Genomic DNA, 17,684 nt, shown 5'->3' with positions numbered 1-17,684 from the left:
CCTTTCCTTGCTGGCGGGATGGAATGGCACGGCGTACTTTTGGTGTTGTCGAAAAGTGGAAGACGTCCAATCAAGTTTTCAGGGGGACCACCGTGGCGATCATCGAGACCGAGGCGACGCTGCACGAGGCGCACCGCGACAACCACACCCACCGCGACGTCAACGGCGGATGGCTGCGCCCGGCCGTGTTCGGCGCGATGGACGGCCTCGTCTCCAACCTCGCGCTGATGACCGGCGTGGCCGGCGGGAACGTCTCGCACCAGACGATCGTCATCACCGGACTCGCCGGCCTCGCGGCAGGCGCCTTCTCCATGGCCGCCGGCGAGTACACCTCGGTCGCCTCGCAGCGCGAGCTGGTCCAGGCGGAGCTGGAGGTCGAGCGCCGGGAGCTGCGCAAGCACCCCAAGGACGAGGAGCGCGAGCTGGCGGCGCTGTACGAGGGCCGCGGCGTCGAGCCCGAGCTGGCCCGCGAGGTCGCCCGGCAGCTTTCCCGCGACCCCGAGCAGGCGCTGGAGATCCACGCGCGCGAGGAGCTCGGCATAGACCCGGGCGACCTGCCCTCCCCGACCGTCGCCGCCGTGTCCAGCTTCGGCTCGTTCGCCCTGGGCGCCCTGCTGCCCGTCCTGCCGTTCCTGCTCGGCGCGACCGCCCTGTGGCCCGCGCTGCTGCTCGCGATGATCGGCCTCTTCGGGTGCGGCGCCGTGGTCGCCAAGGTGACCGCCCGCAGCTGGTGGTTCAGCGGGCTGCGGCAGTTCGCTCTCGGTGGTGCCGCGGCCGGTGTGACGTACGCCCTGGGCAGCCTGTTCGGTACGGCCGTAGGATGACGCGACGAGCGCTTATGCAAGGGACTGCATAAGTAGTTGTTACTCAGCGGTTTCGATTACTTGACCACTGGGAATGAGCCGTAAGCACCGCAGGCAATGACGCCTGCGCAGCACTCCCGTGACAGGCCACGAAGCCTGCCGCGACCAGGTCCGACGAGCAACGATCTGTCCGTCGAGGCCCCATATCTTCCACCGCCGAGCGCGGTGCCGCCGCAACCCCCGCGGTGTCCGCATGCTGGAACGAAGTATCCGGTTCCCGAGAACCGCTCCATCATGTAACCTGCACGAAATTTTGCACCCAGCAGAGGGCCAACGTCGTCCCTCGGCATCAGTCATATGCCACGACGACGACGGGAGAGCCGATGCGTACACCGCGCCAGCCGTCCCAGCACTCCGTGAACGGCCAGAAGTGGTCCTTCATGGATGCTCGCCCTGCTGCCCAGGGTATGTACGACCCCCGCAACGAGCACGACGCCTGCGGCGTCGGCTTCGTGGCCACCCTCACCGGTGAGGCGAGCCACGCGCTGGTCGAGCAGGCGCTCACCGTTCTGCGCAACCTGGAACACCGCGGTGCCACCGGCTCCGAGCCCGACTCGGGCGACGGCGCGGGCATCCTGTCCCAGGTCCCGGACGCCTTCTTCCGCGAGGTGGCCGATTTCGAACTTCCCGCAGCCGGTGCGTACGCGGTCGGCATCGCCTTCCTGCCCGAGGACGGCACGGACGAGGCCGTCTCACGGATCGAGACGATCGCCGCCGAAGAGGGCCTCACCGTCCTCGGCTGGCGCGAGGTCCCGGTCGCCCCCGGACTCCTCGGCGCCACCGCCCGCTCGACGATGCCCGCCTTCCGCCAGATCTTCGTGAGCGACGACGCGAGCGAGGGCATCGCCCTCGACCGCACCGCGTTCGTGCTGCGCAAGCGCGCCGAACGCGAGGCCGGTGTCTACTTCCCGTCGCTGTCCGCGCGGACCATCGTCTACAAGGGCATGCTGACCACCGGCCAGCTGGAACCCTTCTTCCCGGACCTGTCCGACCGCCGCTTCGCCTCCGCGATCGCGCTCGTGCACTCCCGCTTCTCCACCAACACCTTCCCGAGCTGGCCGCTCGCCCACCCGTACCGCTTCGTCGCGCACAACGGCGAGATCAACACGGTCAAGGGCAACCGCAACTGGATGGTGGCCCGCGAGTCCCAGCTCGCCTCGGACCTGTTCGGCGACAAGGGCCTGGAGCGGATCTTCCCCGTCTGCACGCCGGACGCCTCCGACTCGGCCTCCTTCGACGAGGTGCTCGAACTCCTGCACCTCGGCGGCCGCTCGCTCCCGCACTCGGTGCTCATGATGATCCCGGAGGCGTGGGAGAACCACGACTCCATGGACCCGGCCCGCCGCGCCTTCTACCAGTTCCACGCCACGATGATGGAGCCCTGGGACGGCCCGGCCTGCGTCACCTTCACCGACGGCACCCAGGTCGGCGCGGTCCTCGACCGCAACGGTCTGCGCCCCGGCCGCTACTGGGTCACCGACGACGGCCTCGTCGTCCTCGGCTCCGAGGTCGGCGTCCTCGACATCGACCCCGCCAAGGTCGTCCGCAAGGGCCGCCTCCAGCCCGGCCGCATGTTCCTCGTGGACACCGCCGAGCACCGCATCATCGAGGACGACGAGATCAAGGCCGGCCTCGCGGACGACCTGCCCTACGCGGAGTGGCTGGAAGCCGGCGAGATCGAGCTCTCCGACCTGCCCGAGCGCGAGCACATCGTGCACACCCACGCCTCGGTCACCCGCCGCCAGCAGACCTTCGGCTACACCGAGGAAGAGCTGCGCATCATCCTCGCGCCGATGGCCAAGGCCGCCGCCGAGCCCATCGGCTCGATGGGCACCGACTCGCCGATCGCCGCGCTCTCGGCGCGCCCGCGCCTCCTCTTCGACTACTTCACCCAGCTGTTCGCGCAGGTCACCAACCCGCCGCTGGACGCGATCCGCGAAGAGCTGGTCACCTCCCTGCGCTCCTCCCTCGGGCCGCAGGGCAACATCCTCGAACCGACGGCCGCCTCCTGTCGCAGCGTCACCCTGCCCTTCCCGGTGATCGACAACGACGAGCTGGCCAAGCTCATCCACATCAACGCCGACGGCGACATGCCCGGCATGAAGGCCGCGACCCTCTCCGGCCTCTACCGCGTCTCCGGCGGCGGCGACTCGCTCGCCGCCCGGATCGAGGACATCTGCGTCGAGGTCGACGCCGCGATCGAGAACGGCGCGCGGCTGATCGTCCTGTCGGACCGCCACTCCGACGCCGAGCACGCGCCGATCCCCTCCCTGCTGCTCACCGCGGCCGTCCACCACCACCTCATCCGCACCAAGCAGCGCACCCAGGTGGGCCTGCTGGTCGAGGCCGGCGACGTCCGCGAGGTCCACCACGTCGCCCTGCTCATCGGCTTCGGCGCCGCGGCCGTCAACCCGTACCTCGCGATGGAGTCCGTCGAGGACCTCGTCCGCGCCGGCACCTTCCTCCAGGGCATCGAGGCCGAACAGGCCATCCGCAACCTGATCTACGCGCTCGGCAAGGGCGTCCTGAAGGTCATGTCCAAGATGGGCATCTCGACCGTCGCCTCCTACCGCGGCGCCCAGGTCTTCGAGGCCGTCGGCCTGGAGAAGGCCTTCGTCGAGAAGTACTTCAACGGCACGACCACCAAGATCGGCGGCGCCGGTCTCGACGTCATCGCCAAGGAGGTCGCCGCGCGGCACGCCAAGGCCTACCCGGCCTCCGGCATCGCGCCCGCGCACCGCGCCCTGGACATAGGGGGCGAGTACCAGTGGCGCCGCGAGGGCGAACCGCACCTGTTCGACCCCGAGACGGTCTTCCGCCTCCAGCACTCGACGCGCTCCGGCAGCTACGAGATCTTCAAGAAGTACACGGACCGGGTGAACGAGCAGTCCGAGCGCCTCATGACGCTGCGCGGCCTGTTCGGCTTCACCTCGGACCGCGCCTCGATCCCCCTCGACGAGGTCGAGCCCGTCTCCGAGATCGTCAAGCGCTTCTCCACCGGCGCCATGTCGTACGGCTCCATCTCCAAGGAGGCGCACGAGACCCTCGCCATCGCCATGAACCAGCTGGGCGGCAAGTCCAACACCGGTGAGGGCGGCGAGGACGCGGACCGGCTGTACGACCCGGCCCGCCGCTCCAGCATCAAGCAGGTGGCGTCCGGCCGCTTCGGCGTGACCAGCGAGTACCTCGTGAACGCCGACGACATCCAGATCAAGATGGCGCAGGGCGCCAAGCCCGGCGAGGGCGGCCAGCTGCCCGGCCACAAGGTCTACCCGTGGGTCGCCAAGACCCGTCACTCCACCCCGGGTGTCGGTCTGATCTCCCCGCCGCCGCACCACGACATCTACTCCATCGAGGACCTGGCTCAGCTGATCCACGACCTCAAGAACGCCAACCCGCAGGCCCGCATCCACGTGAAGCTGGTCTCCGAGGTCGGCGTCGGCACGGTCGCGGCCGGTGTCTCCAAGGCCCACGCGGACGTCGTCCTCATCTCCGGCCACGACGGCGGAACGGGCGCCTCGCCGCTCACCTCCCTCAAGCACGCGGGCGGCCCCTGGGAGCTCGGCCTCGCCGAGACCCAGCAGACCCTGCTGCTCAACGGCCTGCGCGACCGCATCGTCGTGCAGACCGACGGCCAGCTCAAGACCGGCCGCGACGTCGTCATCGCCGCGCTGCTCGGCGCCGAGGAGTTCGGTTTCGCGACCGCGCCGCTCGTCGTCTCCGGCTGCGTCATGATGCGCGTCTGCCACCTGGACACCTGCCCCGTCGGCATCGCCACGCAGAACCCGGTGCTGCGCGAGCGGTTCGCCGGCAAGGCCGAGTACATCGTCAACTTCTTCAAGTTCATCGCCGAAGAGGTCCGCGAGATCCTCGCCGAGCTGGGCTTCCGCACCATCGAGGAGGCCGTCGGCCACGCCGAGAACCTCGACGTGGAGCGCGCCGTCACCCACTGGAAGGCGCAGGGCCTGGACCTGTCCCCGCTCTTCTACGTGCCCGAACTGCCCGAGGGCGCGGCGCTGCACCAGGTCATCGAGCAGGACCACGGTCTGGAGAAGGCGCTCGACAACGAGCTGATCAAGCTGGCCGCCGACGCGCTCGCCGCGGACTCCGCGACCGACGCCCAGCCGGTCCGCGCCCAGGTCGCGATCCGCAACATCAACCGCACGGTCGGCACCATGCTCGGCCACGAGGTGACGAAGAAGTTCGGCGGCGCGGGCCTGCCCGAGGACACCGTCGACATCACCTTCACCGGCAGCGCGGGCCAGTCCTTCGGCGCCTTCCTGCCCCGCGGTGTCACGCTCCGCCTGGAGGGCGACGCCAACGACTACGTCGGCAAGGGCCTCTCCGGCGGCCGGGTGATCGTCCGTCCCGACCGGGGCGCCGACCACCTCGCCGAGTACTCGACCATCGCGGGCAACACCATCGCGTACGGCGCGACGGGCGGCGAGCTCTTCCTGCGCGGCCGCACCGGTGAGCGCTTCTGCGTCCGCAACTCCGGCGCGACGGTGGTCTCCGAGGGCGTGGGCGACCACGGCTGCGAGTACATGACCGGCGGTCACGCGGTCGTCCTCGGCGAGACGGGCCGCAACTTCGCGGCCGGCATGTCCGGCGGCGTCGCGTACGTGATCGACCTCGACCGCGACAACGTGAACGTCGGCAACGTGGACGCCGTCGAGGAACTCGACGACACCGACAGGCAGTGGCTGCACGACGTCGTGCGCCGCCACGCCGAGGAGACCGGCTCGACGGTCGCCGAGAAGCTGCTCGCCGAATGGCCCGTGGCCGTGGAGCGCTTCAGCAAGATCATCCCCAGCACGTACAAGGCAGTGCTCGCCGCCAAGGACGCCGCCGAGCGAGCCGGACTCGACGAGTCCGCGATCACCGAGAAGATGATGGAGGCGGCGACCAATGGCTGATCCCAAGGGCTTTCTGAACCACGGCCGTGAGGTCGCCACCTCCCGGCCGGTCGAGGAGCGCGTCAAGGACTGGAACGAGGTCTACGTTCCGGGCTCGCTGCTCCCGATCATCTCCCAGCAGGCATCGCGCTGCATGGACTGCGGCATCCCGTTCTGCCACAACGGCTGTCCGCTCGGGAACCTGATCCCCGAGTGGAACGACTACGCGTACCGCGAGGACTGGCAGGCCGCGTCCGAGCGGCTGCACGCCACGAACAACTTCCCGGAGTTCACGGGCCGCCTGTGCCCGGCCCCGTGCGAGTCGGCGTGCGTGCTCGGCATCAACCAGCCCGCCGTGACCATCAAGAACGTCGAGGTCTCGATCATCGACAAGGCGTGGGACAGCGGCAGTGTCGCGGCCCAGGCCCCGGAGCGCCTCTCCGGCAAGACGGTCGCCGTCATCGGGTCCGGCCCCGCCGGTCTCGCCGCCGCCCAGCAGCTCACCCGCGCCGGCCACACGGTCGCCGTGTACGAGCGTGCCGACCGCATCGGCGGCCTGCTGCGCTACGGCATTCCCGAGTTCAAGATGGAGAAGCGGCACATCAACCGCCGCATCGAGCAGATGCGCGCGGAGGGCACCCGCTTCCGTACGGGCGTCGAGATCGGCCGCGACCTCAAGGCGACGGACCTGCGCAAGCGGTACGACGCCGTGGTCATCGCCGCCGGTGCGACCACCGCCCGTGATCTGCCCGCCCCCGGGCGGGAGTTGAACGGCATCCACCAGGCCATGGAGTACCTCCCGCTGTCCAACAAGGTGCAGGAGGGCGACTTCGTGGCGCCCCCCATCACCGCCGAGGGCAAGCACGTCGTGGTCATCGGCGGCGGCGACACCGGCGCGGACTGCGTGGGCACCGCCCACCGCCAGGGCGCGGCCTCGGTCACGCAGCTGGAGATCATGCCGCAGCCGGGCGAGGAGCGGAACCCGGGCCAGCCCTGGCCCACGTTCCCGATGCTCTACAAGGTCACCTCCGCGCACGAGGAGGGCGGTGAGCGGGTCTACTCCGTCAACACCACCCACTTCGAGGGCGACGAGGACGGCAACGTCCAGTGGCTGCACCTCGTCGAGGTCGAGTTCGTCGCCGGGAAGCTGACCCAGAAGCCGGGCACGGAGCGCAAGATCCCCGCACAGCTCGTCACGCTGGCCATGGGCTTCACCGGCACCGACGTCGAGAACGGCGTGGTCTCCCAGTTCGGTCTGGAGCTCGACGAGCGCGGCAACATCGCCCGCGACGCCGACTTCGCGACCAACGTGCCCGGTGTGTTCGTCGCCGGTGACGCTGGCCGCGGCCAGTCCCTCATCGTCTGGGCCATCGCGGAGGGCCGCTCGGCCGCCCGCGGTGTCGACCGCTTCCTCACCGGAGCGAGCGACCTGCCCGCCCCGATCCGCCCGACGGACCGCTCACTGATGGTCTGACCCCGCGGATCGGTGACCCCGATCGCGTGACCCGACGGTCACTCAAGAACGTCCCGCACAAAGGCGTGCGGAACACGAGACGGCGCCTGCCTCCCTGTCCCCGACCGGACGACCTGGCAGGCGCCGCCGCATGCCCGCGCAACGGCGGTCCACGCGGCCGTGTTCGCGCGGGCGCCGCCGGACTACGGCACCCGGTACGTCTCGCCGTACACCTTCCACACCAGCGGCGTGTCCAGACCGAGGTTCCCCTCGCGCAGGAAGACGCGCTGGGCCGTGTCGATGCGGGTGGTGTCGCGGTGCGCGTCCCGGGACCGCATCGCCGCGCGGCGCACGTCCAGGAACGTGTCGAGGTACGCCTCCTCGTCGCCGCCCTTCGAGGGGGGATCCGCCTCGCGCAGCGCACGGTCGCGCAGGCCGTAGAAGCCGTAGTCGCCGGTGCCGGGGCCGTGCATGACCATCGCGTCGTAGTAGATGAACTGGCCGAGGGTGCCCAGCCCGTCGCGCCGCGCCTGCCGGACGGCGGGGTCGAAGTAGACCCGGTCGCGCTCGGCGTCCTGTGCCGCGCGGAACGCCGGCACCGTCGCCTCGTGGCGCCACGCCGCCGGGAAACCCGGGTCCAGGCCCTCGTGCGAGTCCGACCCGTCCACCCTGCGCAGCGCCGGGAGGTAGCGGGCGAGCCCGTTGTCCGGATGCTTCCTCGTGTACGACTCCACGAGCGTGAGCAGGTCGTGGGTGCCGGTGCAGAAGCCGATGACGCCCGCCGTGTACCCCTGGCCGTCACCGATGTCCTCGACATAGGCGTACGCCTCACGCCAGTCGAGTGTCGAGTTCTCGGCACTGGCCACCAGCTGCTGGGCCAGCTCCTTCTTGCCGGGGGCCGCGAGCCCCGCCGGCACGGCGGCGGCCCTCCTGTCGTCCGCGCCGCGCTCGGCCGTCGCTCCGGTCCGCCCGGTGGCCTGCCGGGACGCCGGTGCGGACGCCCCTGCATCGGCTCTGGCCGGGTGCTCGGGCAGCGCGCAGTACACCGCTGTCGTGACCAGGACCGGAACAACCGCCAATAACAGGAAACCCGCACGTTTCATGACGGACAGGGTACGCAGGGACGGTGCGTGCGGGGACGGCGTACGGGTGTGCCGCACCCGAAGTTCACGCGCGCACCCGCCCCGGTGGGCACCGTCCCGGCCCGGGGCGGTGCCGTAACCTCGGCGTACCGCAACCCTCGTACGACGGGAGCCCCCGCATGGCCGGAATCAGCCTGACCAAGGTCGAGGAGACCGCGCCCGCGCTGGTCGACCTGTACAAGAGCGCCGGGGTCTCCCTCACCAAGCACGGGCTGAGCGGGCAACGGGCCGCCGTCTACCTGGTCGTCGACTACTCCGGGTCGATGAAGCCGTACTACAAGGACGGCAGTGTGCAGGCCCTCGCCGACCGGGTGCTCGGGCTGTCCGCCCACCTCGACGACGACGGCACCGTCCCGGTCGTCTTCTTCTCCACCGACGTCGACGCCGTCACCGACATCGCCCTCGACAACCACGACGGACGGATCGAGCGGATCGTGGCCGGGCTGGGCCATATGGGCAAGACCAGCTACCACCTCGCCATGGACGCGGTCATCGACCACTACCTCGACAGCGGCTCCAAGGAGCCCGCTCTCGTCGTCTTCCAGACGGACGGCGGACCGATCAACAAGCTCGCCGCCGAACGCTACGTCTGCAAGGCGGCCCGGCTCCCGCTGTTCTGGCAGTTCATAGGGTTCGGTGACCCCGCCAGCAGGCAGTTCGAATTCCTGCGCAGGCTGGACGAGTTGGCCGTCCCGCAGAAACGGGCCGTCGACAACGCCGGTTTCTTCCACGCCGGTTCGGACCCGCGGAAGATGACCGACGGGGAGCTGTACGACCGGCTCGTCGCGGAGTTCCCGCAGTGGCTCGCCGCCGCCCGGGCCGAGGGGATCCTCACATGAGCGTCCAGCTCCTGCCCGCCGCCGGGCGGACCGCCGTGCCCTGGAAGAACGGCGGCGGAGTCACCCGGGAGATCCTCGTCCGTCCCGAGGGCGCGGACATGTCCGGCTTCGCGTGGCGGGTCAGCCTCGCCGACGTCCGCGCGGACGGGCCCTTCTCCGCCTTCGCCGGCGTGGACCGGATCCTCACCATGGTCGAGGGGGCCGGGATGGACCTGACGGTCGGGGACGCGCGCAGGCTCGTCGACACCCGGTACGTCCCGCAGGGCTTTCCCGGTGGCCTGCCCACCGGGTGCCGGCTGCTCGGAGGGCCCGTCGTGAACCTCAACGTCATGTGGAACCGGGGTGGTTCGGTGGCGCCGGGCGTCGAGGTCCTGCTCCCCGGCGACGGGGTGGCCGTCCCGGCGGGGCCGGCCGTACTGGTCGTGGCACTCGGTTCCTCCGCGGAGCTGGCGGGGCTGTCCCTGGGGTGCTACGACGCCGCCCTGCTGTCGGCGCAGCCGGCGACTCTCCGGGGGGCCGGGCCGGTCGCGGTGATCCGGGTGGACGCGTAGACGCTTCTTCGCCCCCTCCGCCCCTTCCCGTCCCGTTCCCGGGGGCGCTGCCCGCTCCTCAATCGCCGGAGGGGCTGTCGCTCGGCCCTTTCCGGTCGCATCAACTCCCCAGTGGCAAGGCACCGTTGGCTTGGCGGGGAGGGCGTGGCACCCTGGGGCCGAGGGGGCTGCGAATGAGTGTGCGCGAGGGGCGGCGTGTCGAGACGGCCAAGGGCGAGCGGCTGGCGGACTGGGCCGACGGCCGGCTCGGGATCTATTCGCTGGCCAAGGCCAACATGCGCAAGGTCTTCCCGGACCACTGGTCGTTCATGCTGGGCGAGGTCTGCCTCTACGGCTTCATCGTCCTGATCATCACGGGCGTCTACCTCACCCTGTTCTTCGAGCCCAGCGGGGTGGAGGTCGTCTACCACGGCTCGTACGAGCCGCTGAACGGCATCATCATGACCAGGGCCTACGAGTCCACCCTGGACATCAGCTTCGACGTGCGCGGCGGACTCCTGATCCGCCAGATCCACCACTGGTCGGCGCTGGTCTTCCTCGCCGGGATGCTCGTGCACATGATGCGGGTGTTCTTCACCGGCGCGTTCCGCAAGCCGCGCGAGGTCAACTGGTTGTTCGGCTGGACCCTGTTGATGCTCGGACTGCTCACCGGGCTGACCGGCTACTCGCTCCCGGACGACCTGCTCTCCGGCACCGGGGTCCGCTTCGCGCAGGGCGCGATCCTGTCCATCCCGGTCGTCGGGACGTACATCTCCTTCTTCCTGTTCGGCGGCGAGTTCCCGGGGCACGACATCATCCCGCGGTTCTTCCCCATCCACGTTCTGCTGCTGCCGGGCATCATGCTCGGGCTGGTCGTCGCCCATCTGATCCTGGTCTTCTACCACAAGCACACGCAGTACCCGGGGGCCGGAAAGAATCAGACGTCGGTCGTCGGCATGCCGTTCATGCCCGTCTACATGGCGAAGGCCGGCGGCTTCTTCTTCCTGGTCTTCGGCGTGCTGTCGATCATGGGTGCGATCGCCACCGTCAACCCGGTGTGGGCGTTCGGGCCCTACCGTCCCGACCTGGTCACCACAGGCGCCCAGCCCGACTGGTACCTCGGGTTCTCCGAGGGACTGATCCGGGTGATGCCGGGATGGGAGATCAACGCCTTCGGCCACACCCTCCAGCTGGGTGTCTTCATCCCGTTCTCGCTGTTCCCGCTCATCATGGCCGCCATCGCCGTCTACCCGTTCATCGAGGCGTGGATCACCGGCGACCGGCGCGAGCACCACATCCTGGACCGGCCGCGCAACGTCCCCACCCGCACCGCGCTCGGCGTCGCCTGGCTGACGCTGTACGCCATCCTGCTGGTCGGCGGTGGCAACGACCTGTGGGCCACCCACTTCCACCTCTCGATCAACGCGATCACCTGGTTCGTCCGCGTCGGCGTGTTCGTCGGACCCGCCCTGGCCTTCGTCGTCACGCGGCGCGTCTGCCTGGGGCTGCAACGCGCCGACCGGGACAAGGTGTTGCACGGACGGGAGTCCGGCACCATCAAGAGGCTCCCGCACGGCGAGTACGTCGAGGTCCACGAACCCCTGACCCCGGCACAGCGGTTCACCCTCACCCAGCACGAGCAGGCACCGCCCTTCGAGATCGGCAGGCTGGTCGACGCGAACGGCGTGGCCCGCCGGGCCGGCCCCACCCGGCGGCTGCGGGCCCGGCTGGCGCGCGGTCTCCAGGGACCCTCCGCCCGCGTCCCGAAGCCGACGGCCGAGGAGTACCGGGAGATCACGAGCGGGGGCGATCACCACTGAGACCGGCCAGCACCCGCGCCCGGCACTCGGCCGGGGTTCCCCACGCGGTGCGCAGGGCGCGCGCCTTGGTGAGCCAGAGCGACAGGTCGCACTCGGCGGTGTAGCCGATCGCGCCGTGCAGCTGCAACGCGGTCCGGGCCGTGGCGTACGCCGCCTCGACCGCCGTGACCTTGGCGGCGGCCACGTCCGCGGGCGTCATCGACAGGGCGGCTCCGAACAGCAGGGGGCGGGCGAACTCCAGGGCGATCTTCGCGTCCGCCAGCCGGTGCTTGACGGTCTGGAACGAGCCGACGGGCACACCGAACTGGGTGCGCTGCCCGACGTACGCGACGGTCCGGTCGAGGAGAGCGAGGCCGACGCCGAGCGCCTGGGCGGCCGTCGCGAGCCGGGCCCACGTCACCGCCTCCCGCACCGCGCCGGCGACCTGCGGCCCGCGCGCCAGGAGTTCACCGCCGGCCTCCGGCCGGGCCAGGCGCCGGGCACGGTCCACGGACACGCGCACCGGACCGTGACCGGACGCCCGGTACAGGCTCTCGCCCTCCACGGCGAGCAGCACGGTCGCCGCGTCGGCGTCGAGCGCGTACCCGCCGTCCATGGCGAGCGTGGCGACACTCCCGCCCGAGGCCAGTCCCGGCAGCAGCCGTTCGGCGGGCCCCGACTCGCCGCGCTCGCCCAGACCGCCCAGCAGGGCGGCCGCCGCCACCGTCTCCGCCACCGGCCCCGGAACCGCGTGGCGGCCCAACTCCACGTACGCCACGACCAGTTCGACAGGGAGGGGGCCGACACCTTCGTACTTCTCCGGTACCGCCAGCGCGAAGACCCCGGCTTCTGCGAGGCGCGACCACAGGACCGAGCCGGGCACGCGATCGCCCTCGGCCCAGGCCCGCACCGCCGACGAGGTGTCCGCGGCGGACAGCATCGCGTCCAGGGAGGCGGCGAAGGCACGCTGTTCGTCGTCGAGCAGGAAACGCATCAGCGGCGCCCCTTCGGAAGGCCGAGCAGCCGCTCGGCGACGATGTCGCGCTGGATCTCGTTCGTGCCCGCGTAGATCGGGCCGGCGAGCGAGAAGACGTACCCCTCGGACCACGCCGTGTCCGCCAACTCGCCGTCCTCGCCGAGCAGATCGAGGGCCGTCTCGTGCAGCGCGATGTCGAGCTCGGACCAGAACACCTTGTTCATGCTCGACTCCGGACCGACGCCCTCCCCGTCGAGGAACCGGGAGGCACCCGCGTACGTGAACAACCGGTAGGCGCGGGCGCCGATCACCGCGTTCGCCACCCGGTCGCGCAGCGCCGAGTCCGCCGGGTCGCCGACGTCGCGCCACAGCGCCACCAGCCGGTCGGCGGCCGCGAGGAAGCGGCCGGGTGAACGCAGCGTCAGGCCGCGTTCGTTGCCCGCCGTCGACATCGCGACCCGCCAGCCCTGCCCCGGCTCGCCGATCACGTCCTCGTCCGGGACGAACACGTCGTCCAGGAAGAGTTCCGCGAACGCCGGTTTCCCGTCGAGCCGGCCGATGGGGCGCACGGTGACGCCGGGCGCGCGCAGGTCGAACATCAGGTACGTCAGGCCCTGATGGGGTTTCGGCAGGCTGGGCTCGCTGCGGAACAGGCCGAACGCGCGGTCCGCGAACGCGGCCCGCGACGACCAGGTCTTCTGCCCGCTCAGCAGCCAGCCGCCGGCCACCCGCACCGCGCGCGACGCCAGCGAGGCCAGGTCGGAACCGGCCTCGGGCTCGGACCATGCCTGCGCCCAGACCACCTCGCCCGTCGCCATCGGCGGCAGCACCCGCGCCCGCTGCTCCGCGGTGCCGTGGTCGAAGAGGGTCGGCGCGAGCAGACTGATCCCGTTCTTCCCGACCCGGCCCGGCGCACCCGCCGCGTGGTACTCCTCCTCGAAGGCCAGCCAGCGCATCAGGTCCGCGTCCCGGCCGCCGTAGGCCGTGGGCCACGACACCACCGACCAACGGTCCGCCGCGAGTTCGGCCTCCCAGGCGCGGTGCGCGGCGAACCCCTCCTCGGTCTCCAGCGAGGGCGGCGGGACCGTCGGGACATGGGCGCCCAGCCAGGTCCGGGCCTCGGCGCGGAACGCCTCGTCGGCGGGGGAGGGGGTGAGATCCATCGGCTTCACCTCTCGGCTGCGGCAGCGACCGCGACTGCGACTGCGACGGGGACTCTGGCTGTGCCTGCGTCGGCGGGGTCACGGGGTCTCGCCGGGTGACGGGACGCTTCCCTAACAAGTGTTTGGTAGGTTAGCTTGGGGTCATGAGCGACGTCGAGAGTCCGGCGTACGTCCCCGGACACGGGCTGCTGCAGGGCCGCACCGCGGTCATCACCGCCGCGGCGGGGGCCGGCATCGGCGGCGCCACCGCACGCCGCTTCCTGGAGGAGGGCGCGCGCGTCCTGGTCAGTGACGCGCACGCCCGTCGGCTCAAGGAGACCGCCGCGGCCCTGGCCGGGGAGTTCGGCGCCGACCGGGTCGCCGCCCTGCCCTGCGACGTCACCGACGAGGACCAGGTCCAGGCCCTCTTCGACACCGCCGCCCGGCTGCACGGCCGCCTGGACGTCGTCGTCAACAACGCGGGCCTGGGCGGGACATCGGCCCTCGTCGACATGACCGACGAGCAGTGGTCCCGCGTCCTGGACGTGACACTGAACGGCACGTTCCGATGCACCCGGGCCGCGCTGCGCAGGCTCCGGGACCAGGGCGGGGGCGGGGCTGTCGTCAACAACGCGTCCGTCGTCGGCTGGCGGGCCCAGTCCGGGCAGGCCCACTACGCCGCCGCGAAGGCCGGCGTCATGGCGCTCACCCGGTGCGCGGCGATCGAGGCCGCCGCGTACGGGGTCCGGGTCAACGCGGTCTCGCCGAGCCTCGCCCTGCACCCCCACCTGGTGAAGGTCACCACGCCCGAACTGCTGGAGGAACTCACCGCCCGCGAGGCCTTCGGCCGGTACGCCGAGCCCTGGGAGATCGCCAACGTGATCGTGTTCCTCGCCTCCGGCTACTCCTCGTATCTCACCGGCGAGGTCGTGTCCGTGAGCAGCCAGCACGCATAGGACGACAATGACCGTGTGCCTACCAAGAAGAAGCCCCAGGTGACCGCCACTCCGGAGCGCCGCCGCGAACTGCTCGGCACCGCCGCCGAGGTCTTCGCCGAGCAGGGCTACAACGCCACCACCGTCCGCAAGATCGCGGACGAGGCCGGAATGCTCGCGGGCAGTCTCTACTACCACTTCGACTCCAAGGAATCGATGCTGGAGGAGATCCTGCGGACCTTCCTCGACGAGCTCTGGGACGGCTACGACACCGTCCTGGAGGCCGGGCTCGGCCCCCGCGAGACCCTGGAGGCCCTGGTCACCGAGTCCTTCCGGGAGATCGACCGGCACCGCGCGGCCGTCGCGATCTACCAGAAAGAAGCCCGCCACCTCGCCGTCCAGGAGCGCTTCGCGTTCCTCGCCGAGTCGCAGCGCAACTTCGAGAAGGCCTGGCTGAGCACGCTGGAACGCGGCGTCGACGCCGAGGTCTTCCGCGCCGACCTCGACATCCGGCTGACCTACCGCTTCGTCCGGGACACCGTGTGGGTCGCCGCGTCCTGGTACCGGCCCGGTGGTCAGCACAGTCCCGAGGAGATCGCCCGGCAGTACCTGTCGATGGTGCTCGACGGGATCTCCGTCCGCACGTAGCCGCACGCGAACCACTCATCCTCGCGAGGGAGTCGTCATGGCCGAGGCCTACATCGTCGAAGCGGTCCGCACACCCGTCGGGCGGCGCGGAGGAGGACTCGGCGCGGTCCACCCGGCCGACCTCGGCGCGCACGTGCTCACCGCGCTGGTCGAGCGGTCCGGGGTGGACCCGGCAGCCGTCGAGGACGTCGTCTTCGGCTGCCTGGACACGGTCGGGCCCCAGGCCGGCGACATCGCCCGCACCTGCTGGCTGGCCGCGGGACTGCCCGAGGAGGTGCCCGGCGTCACCGTGGACCGGCAGTGCGGATCTTCGCAGCAGGCCGTGCACTTCGCCGCCCAGGGCGTCCTGTCCGGCACCCAGGACCTCGTGGTCGCCGGCGGCGTACAGAACATGACCCAGATCCCCATCGCCTTCGCCTCGCGCCGGGCCGCCGAACCACTCGGCCTCACCGAGGGCCCCTTCGCGGGCAGCGAGGGCTGGCGGGCCCGCTACGGCGACCGCCCCGTCAACCAGTTCCACGGCGCCGAACTCATCGCCGCCAAGTGGGGCATCACCCGCCGCGACCAGGAGGAGTTCGCCCTCCGCTCGCATCGACGCGCGATCCGCGCCGCCGACGAGGGCCGCTTCGACCGCGAGACCGTGCCGTTCGGCGAGGTCGCCGTCGACGGGGGACCGCGCCGCGACACCTCGCTGGAGAAGATGGCGGCCCTGAAGCCGGTCGTCGAGGGCGGCACCATCACCGCCGCCTGCTCCTCCCAGGTCTCCGACGGCGCCGCCGCGATGCTGCTCGCCTCCGAGCGGGCGGTCCGCGAACACGGCCTCACCCCGCGGGCCCGGGTCCATCACCTCTCCGTACGGGGCGAGGACCCGATCCGGATGCTCTCGGCGCCCATCCCGGCCACGGCCCACGCCCTGAAGAAGACGGGCATGTCCATCGGCGACATCGACCTCGTGGAGATCAACGAGGCGTTCGCCCCGGTCGTCCTCGCGTGGCTGAAGGAGACCGGCGCGGACCCGGACCGCGTCAACGTCAACGGCGGCGCGATCGCCCTCGGCCACCCGCTCGGCGCGACCGGCGTCCGGCTGATGACCACCCTGCTCCACGAACTGGAGCGCACCGGCGGCCGGTTCGGCCTCCAGACGATGTGCGAGGGCGGCGGCCAGGCCAACGTGACGATCATCGAGCGGCTCTGACGACGGCCCCCGGGGACGGTCCGACGACGGCCTCTGACGATGACCTGGCGACGGCCTTCGTCGGCGGCCTGGCGACGGCCTCCGGCAACGGCCTTCGACGGCGGCTCCTGGGGGCGGCCGCCGAGCTCGGCCCGGTGAGGCCCCCGGACGCCTGACGTCCGGGCCCCGGGGCCACGGTCGTGCACGTCAGTCCGGTAGGGGGACCCTCGGGTCCGCGAGCCGGTCGAGGGTCTCCCGGGCTTCTCGCATCACCCTCGCGATCAACTCCTCGCACGACGGCAGGTCGTCGATCACACCGGCCACCTGGCCCGATGCCATCACCCCGAGGTCCGTGCGGCCGTCGACCATGGACGATCTGAGGAGCATCGGGGTGTTGGCGGCGAGCAGGACCTGGCTCCAGGTCAGGTCCCTGCCGTGCTTCATGGCGAGGCCGTCGCGGACCATCCGCGACCAGGTCAGGCCGGACAGGCGCCGGAAGCCCGCTGCCCGGCGCACGGCGCGGGCGAGGGTTCTCGTGCGCCCCGCCCGCTCCAGCGTTTCCACGAGCTCGGTGCGCAGCATGCGGTGCGGCATCCCGTCGACGGCCGTCGTCACCGTGACGTCCTTGACGGTCGCCGCGAGATAGCGCGCCTTCACCGCGTCCGGCACCGTCGAGTCGGAGGTCAGCAGGAACCGCGTGCCCATCGCGATGCCCGCCGCCCCGTAGGCCAGCGCCGCCACCAGCCCCCGCCCGTCGTGGAAGCCGCCCGCCGCGACCACCGGGATGTCCACGGCGTCGACCACTTGAGGCAGCAGCACGCTCGTCGCCACCTCGCCGGTGTGCCCGCCGCCCTCGCCACCCTGCACGATCACCGCGTCCGCGCCCCAGGCGGCCACCTTCTCGGCGTGCCGCCGTGCTCCGACGGACGGCACGACGACCACGCCCGCCTCCTTCAGCTCGGCGATCAGCTCGCGGGAGGGGGCGAGCGCGAACGACGCGACCCGCACCCCCTCCTCCACGATGATCCGCACCCGGTCGCCCGCGTCCCCGGCGTCGGCCCGCAGATTCACACCGAACGGCGCGTCGGTGCGGGACTTGACCTCCCGGACGGCCTCGCGGAGGTGGTCGAGGGTCATCGTGGCGGAGGCGAGGATGCCCAGCGCCCCCGCGTTCGCGGTCGCGGAGACCAGGCGGGGACCGGCCACCCAGCCCATGCCGGTCTGCACGACGGGATGCCGGACGCCGACGAGGGCGGTCAGGGCCGTCTCCATCAGCGGCCGTCCCCGC

13 protein-coding genes are annotated in these 17,684 nt (G+C 71.3%); 9 read left to right on the top strand and 4 right to left on the bottom strand.

The genetic code is table 11. From position 1 onward, the window contains the following. The first annotated feature begins 92 nt into the window (after positions 1-92). The 3 genes from B0675_RS00130 to B0675_RS00120 all read left to right on the top strand — a co-directional run bounded on the left by B0675_RS00130 (position 93) and on the right by B0675_RS00120 (position 7,232). Positions 93-824 (top strand): VIT1/CCC1 transporter family protein, encoded by a 732-nt coding sequence (locus tag B0675_RS00130; protein WP_081216681.1) that lies wholly within the window; start codon positions 93-95, stop codon positions 822-824. Positions 825-1,186: 362 nt separating this feature from the next. After that, positions 1,187-5,779, top strand: a complete 4,593-nt coding sequence (gltB, locus tag B0675_RS00125) for a glutamate synthase large subunit (protein ID WP_081216680.1) — start codon at positions 1,187-1,189, stop codon at positions 5,777-5,779. After that, positions 5,772-7,232, top strand: coding sequence for a glutamate synthase subunit beta (locus tag B0675_RS00120; RefSeq protein WP_081216679.1), 1,461 nt, complete (start codon positions 5,772-5,774; stop codon positions 7,230-7,232). Before gltB ends, B0675_RS00120 begins: the two co-directional genes overlap by 8 nt. A 182-nt stretch (positions 7,233-7,414) precedes the next feature. Here B0675_RS00120 and B0675_RS00115 read toward each other — a convergent pair whose 3' ends face one another. Continuing rightward, the gene (locus tag B0675_RS00115) at positions 7,415-8,314 is read right to left on the bottom strand and encodes a chitosanase (RefSeq protein ID WP_081221499.1); all 900 of its coding nucleotides are present in this window, start codon (positions 8,312-8,314) and stop codon (positions 7,415-7,417) included. 158 nt (positions 8,315-8,472) lie between these two features. Between B0675_RS00115 and B0675_RS00110 the strand changes: the two genes are divergently transcribed. From B0675_RS00110 to B0675_RS00100, 3 genes are all read left to right on the top strand, one after another. Then, a complete protein-coding gene (locus B0675_RS00110) occupies positions 8,473-9,192 on the top strand; it encodes a VWA domain-containing protein (RefSeq protein ID WP_081216678.1) in 720 nt (239 codons plus the stop codon). Next, a complete protein-coding gene (locus tag B0675_RS00105; RefSeq protein ID WP_081216677.1) occupies positions 9,189-9,743 on the top strand; it encodes a HutD family protein in 555 nt (184 codons plus the stop codon). Before B0675_RS00110 ends, B0675_RS00105 begins: the two co-directional genes overlap by 4 nt. A gap of 173 nt (positions 9,744-9,916) precedes the next feature. Beyond that, entirely contained in the window at positions 9,917-11,542 is a 1,626-nt protein-coding gene (locus B0675_RS00100) for a cytochrome bc complex cytochrome b subunit (protein WP_081216676.1), read from the top strand. On the opposite strand, the gene B0675_RS00095 is transcribed toward B0675_RS00100, so the two are convergent. Together B0675_RS00095 and B0675_RS00090 are read right to left on the bottom strand one after the other, a co-directional pair. Then, entirely contained in the window at positions 11,517-12,515 is a 999-nt protein-coding gene (locus tag B0675_RS00095; RefSeq protein ID WP_081216675.1) for an acyl-CoA dehydrogenase family protein, read from the bottom strand. The genes B0675_RS00100 and B0675_RS00095 overlap by 26 nt on opposite strands. Further along, positions 12,515-13,660 carry an acyl-CoA dehydrogenase family protein gene (locus B0675_RS00090; protein WP_081216674.1) on the bottom strand — a complete coding sequence of 382 codons (1,146 nt, stop codon included), beginning with the start codon at positions 13,658-13,660 and terminating at the stop codon, positions 12,515-12,517. Before B0675_RS00090 ends, B0675_RS00095 begins: the two co-directional genes overlap by 1 nt. 143 nt (positions 13,661-13,803) lie before the next feature. Between B0675_RS00090 and B0675_RS00085 the strand changes: the two genes are divergently transcribed. The 3 genes from B0675_RS00085 to B0675_RS00075 are packed head-to-tail and all read left to right on the top strand — an operon-like array spanning position 13,804 to position 16,417. Beyond that, on the top strand, positions 13,804-14,595 hold the full coding sequence (locus B0675_RS00085; RefSeq protein WP_081216673.1) for an SDR family oxidoreductase: 792 nt from the start codon (positions 13,804-13,806) through the stop codon (positions 14,593-14,595). Between the two features lie 15 nt (positions 14,596-14,610). Next, positions 14,611-15,222 carry a TetR/AcrR family transcriptional regulator gene (locus B0675_RS00080; protein ID WP_081216672.1) on the top strand — a complete coding sequence of 204 codons (612 nt, stop codon included), beginning with the start codon at positions 14,611-14,613 and terminating at the stop codon, positions 15,220-15,222. A gap of 37 nt (positions 15,223-15,259) precedes the next feature. Next, entirely contained in the window at positions 15,260-16,417 is a 1,158-nt protein-coding gene (locus B0675_RS00075) for an acetyl-CoA C-acetyltransferase (RefSeq protein ID WP_081216671.1), read from the top strand. Positions 16,418-16,603: 186 nt separating this feature from the next. Here the strand turns inward: B0675_RS00075 and B0675_RS00070 are convergent, their stop codons facing one another. Beyond that, positions 16,604-17,668: a nitronate monooxygenase gene (locus B0675_RS00070; RefSeq protein ID WP_081216670.1), complete on the bottom strand. Its 1,065-nt coding sequence runs from the start codon at positions 17,666-17,668 to the stop codon at positions 16,604-16,606. Positions 17,669-17,684: the final 16 nt, after the last annotated feature.

The organism is Streptomyces sp. M41(2017), from assembly GCF_002078175.1.
Taxonomy (GTDB): Bacteria; Actinomycetota; Actinomycetes; order Streptomycetales; family Streptomycetaceae; genus Streptomyces.
Note: the sequence above shows the minus strand (reverse complement) of the source record. Positions and strands in the feature narration are given on the sequence as shown.